Raw genomic sequence first — 9,346 nt, forward strand, 5'->3', positions numbered from 1 at the left:
AATCGTTAAGCCAGAGGAGGTGGAAAGAGCCGTAAACTTGATTAACAATCGTCCTCGAAAATGTCTTGACTATCGTACCCCGAATGAGGTATTCTATAAAGATAGATCAGACAGTGATGCAATTCAGACTTGAATTGGCCGATTATGATGTTTTTTACGCCAAATTATCCAAATACGAGGACAAAAAAACCGCTACGGGAGGAGGGGAGTCTCCCTATGATGCCGCCCGACTTCAAAAAACGGCTGAATGTATTGCTGAATTTTTACCGGATAAGAGCGTTCGCATTTTAGATATTGGCTGTGCCAATGGTGGTTTATTAGGCTATCTTAAAAAACTAGGATATAACAATTTATGTGGTTTAGATCCATCTCCTGCTTGTGTTGAGAATACAAAACAGCTTTACGGAATAGAAGCTTATGCTGGTTCTATTTTTACGCCGCCTCAAGATTTAGGAGATTTTGATCTTGTCATTCTTTCTCATGTGTTAGAGCATATACAGGATCTGAAATTTTCTGTAAAATTAATAGAACAATTAATAAAAGTAGGGGGATATCTATATGTAGAAGTTCCCAATGCCTCGGGATATGTTGATCATGTTTTTGCCCCTTTTCAAGATTTTAATACTGAACATATTAATCATTTTTATCATCCCCATTTGTCAAATTTATTAATTCAATTTGGATTGACCAATAAGTTAATCGGAGAAAAAGTTTTTGATGTCTCTCCGGGGATGTCTTATCCAGCCATTTATAGCTTTTGGCAGAAGCAAGAGTCTAATTCATCGGAATTGGTAATTGCTCAGGACAAAATGCTCAAACAAAGAATCCTGCTTTATATTGAAAGCTCCAAAAAAATTATGACTGATATTGATCTTAAATTACAGTCAGTGTTAGAGGATGCTGCCGATGTTATTGTTTGGGGAACGGGACAATTAGCCATGAAACTACTGGCCGAAACTTCACTGGCAAAAGCCAATATAGTTGCTTTTGTTGATGGAAATCCCATTAATCAAGGTAGTGTTATTTCAGGGATTACGGTACTATCACCTCATGAAATTCAATTAAGAGAGATGAGACAGCCGATTATTGTAACCTCAATTTTATCTCAAGAAGCTATTTACAATGCTATCCAAAAAATGGCTCTGCCTAACCAGGTTATTTTATTGAGATGAGCAAAGGCGAACTTAGCAATTAGTTCACCTTTTTCTCAAAATTAAAGACCCCGTTGATAGATAATCTTTCTGAGACTATCATTAGTTGAATAAGGGCTATCAATGGAGTCAATCATAATGGGTTCATCCTTGTTACAAGCCCTAGTTAATATTTCTCCTGACATTAACTCCCGGCAAGAAATCTGTCCTTTCTGGAGGGGAACCGCTAAATATAAATCTTCATTGATGCGGTCATGGTTGAGAATGTAACCTTCTGGCAAATCTCTTTTAGCATAAACCCCTCGAACCAGCGCATCAAGATACTTAATTTCTCTTTCAGGGGGCATTCTTTTTTGAGTACCAGGCGCGCCACACATTTCCTTAGCTTTTTGAAAAGCTTTAAACCAAATATCGACCTGTTCGGGTAAGGAACAATAAGGAGAGACAGGGACTCCATCCATCTCAATATCGATATGCCTTTCAAAAGTTCTCGCACCCTTAGCGTAGGCTATCAGCATTGAGGATGTCCAATCAGTATATTCATGGGTTGAAAAACCAATGACATGATTGGGGTAGCGATTTTTTAAATAATCAATTTGATTCATCTCTAGCTCAGAATCTTCGGAAGGGTAGAGAGAAACACAATGGTTAATAGCCAAAGGAACATTACGATTTTCAAAGAAGATGACTAAATCATCTATGTCCTTGAGAGAAGAACCTCCCGTTGACACAATTACCGGTTTGCGAGTTTCGGCGATTTTCTCAATTAAAAACCAGTCGTTGAGATCTGAACTAGCGATTTTAATAATGGGGATCCCCAGTTCAACACAAAGATTAACAGACTTTTCATCAAAAGGAGTCGCCATCGGAATACATCCACCTTGACGTACTGCTTTCACTAGAGTTGCGTAATCATCTTCTGTCATTTTTGTATCGAGAGTTTTTTTGATATAGCGAATATCAGTCCTGTCCCGAAAATCTCGATGAATGAAATTGTCCACATCTCTGAATTGAAGCTTGATCGATGCTCTGACATTATTAAACCTAACAATTCTAGAGAAGTCGGTGATGATTTTTAATCCTCTCTCTAAACTCCCCCAATGATTATTGGCAAGTTCTAAAACAAAGAGTTCGTCAAAAATATCGCGGTTAATAGACATTGGATAATCCTCCTTAAAATTAGACTTTATTATTCCCTTGCATGAAAAGCTAATGCTTGATTAGACCTATCAATTCGGGAAAACTATAAATTTTACATAACTGCTCGGAAGTTTCAGATTCGTGTACTTTTCCATAGCCATAGGTGGCGGCAATGAAACTAAGTCCACAGGATTTGGCTGCCTGAGCATCATCACGAGAATCTCCCACCAAGATAGCAGATTGTTGATTGATTTGATACTTTGTCAAGATATGTTGACAAATTGCCGATTTAGAGGAATAGGGATGAGTTCCCGTATCTGGAGATATAACATCGGCAAAAAAATGTAGCATCTGGAGATGATCTAAAATCTTAAAGGTTGGGTGGCTAGGCTTGTTAGTAACAATAAACATTGTAATATTAAAGTCGGACAATTGGCAAAGAGTTTCCACAACTCCTTCATAGATATCAGTTTTTTCCCAACCTTCACTATCGTAGCTTTTGCGAAACTCCCGGGTTAAATCATCAATCAAATCTAGATCAGCATTGCCGATTATCTGTTTGAACATTTCGGCCACAGGGGGGCCAATTAAGCTTGTAGAAATCTGATCTAGAGCAAAGTCTGGAAGTACAGATGACAACGCCTTTGTTAGAGAATATTTAATTCCCCTTGACGAATTAATGAGTGTACCATCTAGATCAAAAAATATGTTTTGGATTTTCATATCAGTTTTAAGGTTTATAGGCAATAATCCCAACTCCCTCCCGACCATCATCTTGAGCATCAGGTAAGTAATCGATACGGGAAATGAACCCTTTTCTCTCAACTATAAGACCCATCTGGGTACAGACACGCGCTAATATATCTGGATCTAGAGTATGAAAAAAGTTAGGCAAATTGGGAGCCAGTTCTGTGGGCATAAATTGGGGAAAGTTATCAATTTGTCCTGGCCAAAAATCGCCCCGATGCTTTCTTTCTTCATAGATAGGTAAAAATGATTTTAAAAATCTATTATAGGGAGTATCGGCAATCAAATAAACTCGACCCCCAGAACAAAGCCAACGGGACATATTACGGACTGATTGCTCAATTTCCGTCCCGGTTAAAAAGTGTAGGACTCTTGAGCAAAGGATGGCTCCCAAACTTTCCTCCTCCAGATTAATCTGATCGGGTAAAGAGCCTTGTAACAATCTAAGACGATTTTTTTGGTGAGAAGGTGTTTTTTGAAGACAAATTTCTAGATGCCGCCGATCTGGATCACAGGCAATCACTTCCGCTCCTGTTGCTAAAGCCGCTAAACTTGCGATCCCGTAAGCTGCTCCGATATCAAGACAAGCTTTGGGAGCCAAGGGAGCAAACTTGACAAAAGCTTCGGTATAAGGATCTATCCAAGCAGTCATAAACCCCATCAAGTTTAGGGTGGGGATGAGCATTTCAGAAACGGGATCAGGCATCTCTACAGAGTTAGACGACATTGAATTGAGTTTCTCCTCAAATTAACGGCAATTAGGCTTCGCTGGTAAAGCGAGAATTGGGAATAGCATAAAAAACTGACTCTAGACCATTCTCACCATGAGGTATAAGAAAATAAGAGTAATCACTGCATATACTATTTACCAATAAGGGAAGTCTCCATAAATGATCCTGTAAATGATAAGTTGAAATAGCCAAGATAGGAGTATATTTCTCGATTATGTTACTTGCTCCCAGAATAGTATCGATTTCTGCACCTTCAATATCCATCTTGATAAATGTTGGTGCTTCATCAGCAATAGTTTCATCAAGGGGAACTACATCTACTTCTAAGTTTCCTTGACTGGAAATTGCCGATCCTTCTGAACCGGCCGCTAAAAATCTCAGTTTTTCTCGTTCTTTACCTGTAGCATTTTGGTAAATTATCACCTTGTCTTGAAGCTGATGATCTAAATTAGAAAGATATGCTTTTAAGTTTTTTACATTAATTGGATCGGGTTCAAAACAAATTATTTTCTCAATTGAATCTCCCTGAAGATCAATAAATGTCTTCAGCGTATCACCATCAAAAGTGCCACAATCTACAAAAACTTCTTTTTTTAAAAGAGGCCTTAGGAAACTCGGGAAATATTGTATTTCCTGAGACGAAAATAAACCATCAGACTCTAGCAAAATTCGCCACTTAATCTGCTTCAAATATTCCCGCTTAGATTCTGTATCTTGCCAAAGATCAAAAGCTGCGATAACATCCCCCGCTTGTTCATAAATTTTGTGAGGTAAGTCAAGATAAAAATGAGGCAAAAATTCTTGTGGATGGCACCAAAAAAAGACGGCACACAGGGCAACATTTTGACACCCTAATTGATGTAATTGCTCCTGAATCAAATTCAGGCTATTCTCTCGATTAAAGACGGTAATAAGGAATAAAGCATTTTGACCATAATTAAGAGCAGCAATTTCAGGGGAAAGAACCTCAACTCCCTCAAGTTTTGTATTCCAGATAGCCGCATTATTATCAGCAAAAGCCACTGGTTCTATGCCAATCTTCCGTAAACCTTTAAGACACTTTCTTCCTAAGTTGCCAGAGCCAAATAAAACAACTTGTCCTTGAGATTTTTCTAACAACCCGCCAAAAACAGAGGTTTCATAATTGATGACGGCATCAATCGGCTTTGCTAGAAGGTTTTTAAGATCAACTAATAAGTCGGAAGTCATAGGCTGTTAAGTATCTAATGTATTGGTTAAGGTTGGGTAAAGCGAGAATTAGGAATAGCATAAAAAATGACATCTTGACCATCGTGCAGATGGGGTTCAAGAAAGAAAGAATAATCTTGGCACATACTCTTGATTAATAAGGGAATTCGCCATAAATGATCCTGTTGGTGATAAACTGAAATTGCCAAAATTGGGGAATGATTCTTGATAATCTCTCTTGCTCCCATAATTGCATCTATTTCCGCCCCCTCAATATCCATTTTAATAAAGGTTGGTGCTTCATTAGCTAGAACTTCATCAAGAGAAATTGCTTCTATTTCTAAAGTTCCTTTGCTGGAAATTGCAGATGCACCCGAACCTGTTGCTGAAAATCTTAGCTTTTCTCGTTGCTTGCCTACTGCATTTTGATAAATAATTATTCTATCTCGAATTGTGCTATCTAAATTAGATAGAGAATGCTGGAGCTTTTCAACATTCTGAGGATCGGGTTCAAAACAAATTACTTTTCCTATAGCACCCGCATTGATAGCCGCTAAAGATTGAACGGTATCCCCATCAAAAGCACCACAATCAATAAACACTTCTTGGTTGATTACAGATAACAAAAAACCAGGGAAATAAGTGATCTCTTTGTAAGCTGACAAGCAGTCAAAATCTAATAATATTCTAGATTTTAGTTGATTAAGATATTGTTCTTTTGAGTAGTCATCTTGTAGAATCATAAAAGCGGCGATGACATCCTCGGCTTGTTCATAAATTTTGTGAGGCAAATCGATGAAATAGTAAGGTAAAAAAAACTGATTATATCGCCAGAAAAGAGCGATAAAAGAAGCGACATTGAGAAAACCTATTTTTTGTAATTGATTTCTAATTGTGATAAAACTGCGGTCTCTTCCTATACTCCAAATAGCCACTAGGAATAAGACATTATCGCCATATTTTTTCATCACAGTTTCAGGAGAAAGAACCTCAACCCCTTCAATCTTTGTATTCCAGATAGCCGCATTATTATCAGCAAAAGCCACTGGTTCTATGCCAACACTCCGCAAACCAGCAAGACACTTTTTGCCTAAGTTGCCAGCACCAAACAACACAATCTGTCCTTGAGATTTTTCGAGCAATTGCTCGAAAAGAGAACTTTCATAATCTTTTATAGAAGCAATTGGTTTTTTGAGTAAATTTTCTAATTCGAGTAATAAAGAAGAAGACATAAGTTACCATCTTAGGGAAATAAAGCTAGTCTCGCCCAATTACTTAGTGTAACAGGGTAACAAAGATTCTAGTGTTTGTTCGTCGGGCAGTTTAAACGGGATTGTTGCTCAGGGTACACCAGATTACTATCCTTGTCAAGGATAATCTATAAAATTGCTAAATAGACTCAATAGAGTCATAATAATCATAATCAACTGGATTTATGGCATCAAAACAATGATTAGAGTTGCCGATTATATCGCCCAAACCCTTGTCAATCAAGGCGTTCATCATATTTTCTTAGTGACAGGTGGCGGCGCCATGCACCTCAACGATGCCATCGGGCGATGCCAAGGCTTGAGTTATATTTGTTGTCACCATGAACAAGCCTGTGCCATGGCGGCAGAAGCTTATGCTAGAGTTACTGGCAAGATCGGGTGTATTAATGTCACCACCGGACCGGGGGGTATTAATGCCTTAAATGGAGTTTTTGGTGCTTGGACAGATTCTATTCCTATGCTGATAGTATCGGGACAGGTGAAGCGAGAAACCTGCCTAGCAACCTACAACCTTCCTCAGTTGAGACAACTGGGGGATCAGGAAGCAGATATTGTTAGCATGGTTAAAGGAATTACGAAGTATGCCGTTCTGATTGATGATCCCCAATCGATTCGATTCCATTTAGAAAAAGCTCTACATTTAGCTGTTTCCGGTCGTCCGGGCCCTTGCTGGATTGATGTTCCCATTGACGTACAATCCAGTAAAATTGATGAAAGTCAATTACAAGGTTACGACCCCTCAGAGGATGGAGAACTATGGGATTTACCGTTAATTCAACAACAATGCCGTGAGGTAATTAGTCGGCTGAAAAACTCTCCCAGACCTGTGATTATGGCAGGCAGCGGTGTGCGAATTGGCGGTGCTGTTGAAATTTTTGAGAAAGTTATCCAAAGGTTGGGAATCCCAGTTACTACGGCTTGGACTCATGATATAATCGCCTCTGATAATCCTTTGTATTGTGGTCGTCCTGGTACAATTGGTGATCGCCCTGGCAATTTTACCGTTCAAAATGCAGAAACTGTACTGATTCTTGGGAGCCGTCTAAATATTCGTCAAGTCAGTTACAATTGGCAGTCTTTTGCTCGCTGTGCCTTTAAGATTCAAGTGGATGCTGATCAAGCAGAATTAGACAAACCGACAGTTAAACCTGACCTCCCAATTCATTGTGATGTGAAAGTTTTTCTGGAAGAATTAAACCGCCAATTGGATGAAGATAATTTCGACCCCGAAAGTCATTCTGATTGGTTGGCTTGGTGCCAAGAAAGGGTTCAACGTTATCCGATCTTTTTACCCCAAAAACATCAGTCCCAAGAAAATGCCATTAATCCCTATCATTTGATGAATACCTTATTTAAGTGTTTAGATAAGGATGATGTGATTGTCTGTGGTGATGGGATGGCCTGTGTTGTTACTTTTCAGTCAGCAATTATCCAAAAAGGACAAAAATTGTTTTCTAACTCTGGCAGTGCCTCAATGGGGTACGATCTGCCGGCTGCCGTGGGGGCAGCCATCGCTCAACAAGGCAAACGGGTTATCTGTTTTGCTGGAGATGGTAGTCTTCAGATGAATATCCAAGAACTCCAAACCGTCGTCCACCACCAACTTCCTATCAAAATCTTTGTTCTTAATAATGGTGGTTATCTATCGATTAGAGCAACACAGATTAACTTTTTTGGCAAGCTAGTTGGGGAAAGCTCTCAGAGTGGCGTGTCCTTTCCTGATATTGTTAAAGTTGCTGAAGCTTATGGCATTCCTGCGACAAGAATTAATTCTCCTGATTTTCAGTCTCAACTGATCGAGGTACTTGAGCAACCCGGTCCAGTGGTGTGTGAAATCATGTTAGATACCCAACAGTTATTTGAGCCTAAATTGAGTTCAAGACAACTACCTGATGGCAAAATGGTTTCATCCCCCCTAGAGGATATGGCTCCTTTCTTAGATAGGGAAGAACTCTTGAGCAATTTATTAATTCCACCGGTGGAGAATTAATGATTAGAAAATACTTCCCTCACCGGACAGAATCTTATTATTTTATTGATGGATGGTTCACTTGTAAGTAATGTATATTCTCAAAAAGGCTAAATTGGTTAACCTGATTAAAAAACATAAATTTGCCCGTTTTTTGCTGGTTGGTGCAATAAATACCCTGTTTGGTTATTTTTTATATGGTAGTCTTATACTGATAGGACTAAATTATAAGTACGCTGTCTTGCTGGCTACCATTCTGGGAGTTTTATTTAACTTTCAAACCACGGGAAAGTTAGTTTTTGGTAGCAAAAACAACAAATTGATTTTTCGTTTTGTCTTAGTTTATGTGGTGACTTTTCTCTTGAACGTTGAGGCCCTGAGAATTGTTGATGCTATTGATATTGGCATCGAGCAAAAAACTAAAATGTTAATCGCGGGTGCTATCTTGGTTCTTCCCATGGCTGTCATCTCTTTTATTTTAATGAAACTATTTGTTTTTAGGGAAGGATCACAATGAAAAAAATTACTGTAATGACCCCTTGTTATAATGAAGAAGGAAATATTGAAGACCTTTACCTGCGAGTTAAAGAAGTCTTTAATCAGTTACCTAACTATGAGTATGAACATCTTTTTATCGATAACGCTTCCCAAGATCAAACTGTAGATGAATTAAAAAAAATTGCTCAAAAAGACCCCGGGGTAAAGGTCATCGTCAATGCTAGAAATTTCGGTCCCGTTCGTTCTGGTTACTATGGGATTCTTCAGTGTTACGGAGATGCGGTTATTCCTATTGTAGCAGATCTGCAAGATCCTCCCGAATTAATCCTAGAATTTGTCAAGAAGTGGGAAGAAGGCTATAAAGTTGTTAAAGCGGTTAAAACTCCGATGAAAGAAGGGGCTTTTTTCTATTTTGCTAGACAAATTTTTTATTATTTAATGGATAATCTTTCAGATATAAGAGTTACTAGAAATTTTACAGGTTTCGGGTTATACGATCAGAAAGTCATCAATGTTCTACGAGAGATTAACGATCCCTATCCCTATTTTAGGGGACTCATTGAAGAGTTGGGTTTTGAAAGTTTCTCTTTTGAGTATCAACAACAACGGCGAAAACGGGGTATTAGTAGTTACAACTTCTATCGATACTAT

Annotated in this window: 9 protein-coding genes and 1 pseudogene; 5 read left to right on the forward strand and 5 right to left on the reverse strand. The window is 38.5% G+C overall.

What is annotated here, in order from left to right:
• A pseudogene (locus PX484_RS08005) lies at nucleotides 1-133 on the forward strand (IS30 family transposase); the annotation flags it as partial.
• Entirely contained in the window at nucleotides 117-1,172 is a 1,056-nt protein-coding gene (locus PX484_RS08010; protein WP_287767475.1) for a class I SAM-dependent methyltransferase, read from the forward strand. The pseudogene PX484_RS08005 and the gene PX484_RS08010, both read left to right, overlap by 17 nt.
• A gap of 41 nt (nucleotides 1,173-1,213) precedes the next feature.
• Here the strand turns inward: PX484_RS08010 and PX484_RS08015 are convergent, their stop codons facing one another.
• Genes PX484_RS08015 through PX484_RS08035 form a run of 5 tightly spaced genes read right to left on the reverse strand, consistent with a single transcriptional unit; the run spans nucleotide 1,214 to nucleotide 6,189 of the window.
• Nucleotides 1,214-2,311 carry an N-acetylneuraminate synthase family protein gene (locus PX484_RS08015; RefSeq protein ID WP_046662594.1) on the reverse strand — a complete coding sequence of 366 codons (1,098 nt, stop codon included), beginning with the start codon at nucleotides 2,309-2,311 and terminating at the stop codon, nucleotides 1,214-1,216.
• 49 nt (nucleotides 2,312-2,360) lie between these two features.
• Nucleotides 2,361-3,074: an HAD family hydrolase gene (locus PX484_RS08020; protein WP_353845712.1), complete on the reverse strand. Its 714-nt coding sequence runs from the start codon at nucleotides 3,072-3,074 to the stop codon at nucleotides 2,361-2,363.
• Complete coding sequence (locus PX484_RS08025) at nucleotides 3,022-3,744, reverse strand: class I SAM-dependent methyltransferase (protein WP_216644410.1); 723 nt, start codon at nucleotides 3,742-3,744, stop codon at nucleotides 3,022-3,024. Before PX484_RS08025 ends, PX484_RS08020 begins: the two co-directional genes overlap by 53 nt.
• Before the next feature lie 52 nt (nucleotides 3,745-3,796).
• Complete coding sequence (locus PX484_RS08030) at nucleotides 3,797-4,978, reverse strand: FkbM family methyltransferase (protein WP_149989816.1); 1,182 nt, start codon at nucleotides 4,976-4,978, stop codon at nucleotides 3,797-3,799.
• Nucleotides 4,979-5,004: 26 nt separating this feature from the next.
• Complete coding sequence (locus PX484_RS08035) at nucleotides 5,005-6,189, reverse strand: FkbM family methyltransferase (protein ID WP_149989815.1); 1,185 nt, start codon at nucleotides 6,187-6,189, stop codon at nucleotides 5,005-5,007.
• Nucleotides 6,190-6,406: 217 nt separating this feature from the next.
• On the opposite strand from PX484_RS08035, the gene PX484_RS08040 reads away from it, so the two are divergent.
• The 3 genes from PX484_RS08040 to PX484_RS08050 form a co-directional block, all read left to right on the forward strand.
• Nucleotides 6,407-8,218, forward strand: a complete 1,812-nt coding sequence (locus tag PX484_RS08040) for a thiamine pyrophosphate-binding protein (protein WP_287665329.1) — start codon at nucleotides 6,407-6,409, stop codon at nucleotides 8,216-8,218.
• Nucleotides 8,219-8,288: 70 nt separating this feature from the next.
• Nucleotides 8,289-8,714, forward strand: coding sequence for a GtrA family protein (locus PX484_RS08045; protein WP_287767452.1), 426 nt, complete (start codon nucleotides 8,289-8,291; stop codon nucleotides 8,712-8,714).
• On the forward strand, nucleotides 8,711-9,346 hold a 636-nt coding region (locus tag PX484_RS08050), incomplete at its 3' end, for a glycosyltransferase family 2 protein (RefSeq protein WP_288103398.1). The genes PX484_RS08045 and PX484_RS08050, both read left to right, overlap by 4 nt.

It is taken from the genome of Microcystis sp. M49636_WE2 (genome assembly GCF_030065375.1).
Lineage (GTDB): Bacteria > Cyanobacteriota > Cyanobacteriia > Cyanobacteriales > Microcystaceae > Microcystis > Microcystis aeruginosa_C.